1 pseudogene is annotated in these 523 nt (G+C 42.3%); it reads left to right on the top strand.

What is annotated here, in order from left to right:
• Positions 1-523: pseudogene (locus tag AB4653_RS27230) on the top strand (sensor histidine kinase); the annotation flags it as partial.

Below are 523 nucleotides of genomic sequence, written 5' to 3'. Positions count from 1 at the left end.
GTGAATGGTTGAGCTTTAACGAAGTACGCCTTATAAATCCAGAAGCCAAACTACCTAAATCTTACGTAGTGTCATTTTATTATGACCAATTGCCTAACATAAAGGTCGATGGTAAAGACGTACTTCGGGATGTGACATTTGTTAATGATGAGTTCACTGTCGTCTTCGTTGATGAAACGGTTACCAACGACATCAAGAAAGAGGCTGTCTTTGGTGTCTACCGTTTTGCTCTCGAAGACGGACGATTGGTATTCGGAGTCGCTCGGTACGACTACCGCCTAATTGGCGACACAATAGATGTGTGGTTCGATCATCGCTTCAACCTTATTATCTATATTGCTCTTGGCTATATATTTTTTATTGTATTAGCGCTTTGGCTCTACAGTTACCGAGTAGGAAAAAAAACCGAACAACTCGTCGAATGGTCAGAAAGCGCGTCCAACGACCTATTGGCGAACCCCGCTCCCAACTTTAAATTCAGTGAATACAATCGAGTTGCGCTTTATCTAGAAAAGGCACTAAG

Origin of the sequence: Vibrio sp. 10N.222.48.A3, from assembly GCF_041475345.1 — a bacterium.
In the GTDB taxonomy this organism is placed as follows: Bacteria; Pseudomonadota; Gammaproteobacteria; order Enterobacterales; family Vibrionaceae; genus Vibrio; species Vibrio tasmaniensis_A.
This window is presented reverse-complemented; position numbering and strand designations above follow the sequence as displayed.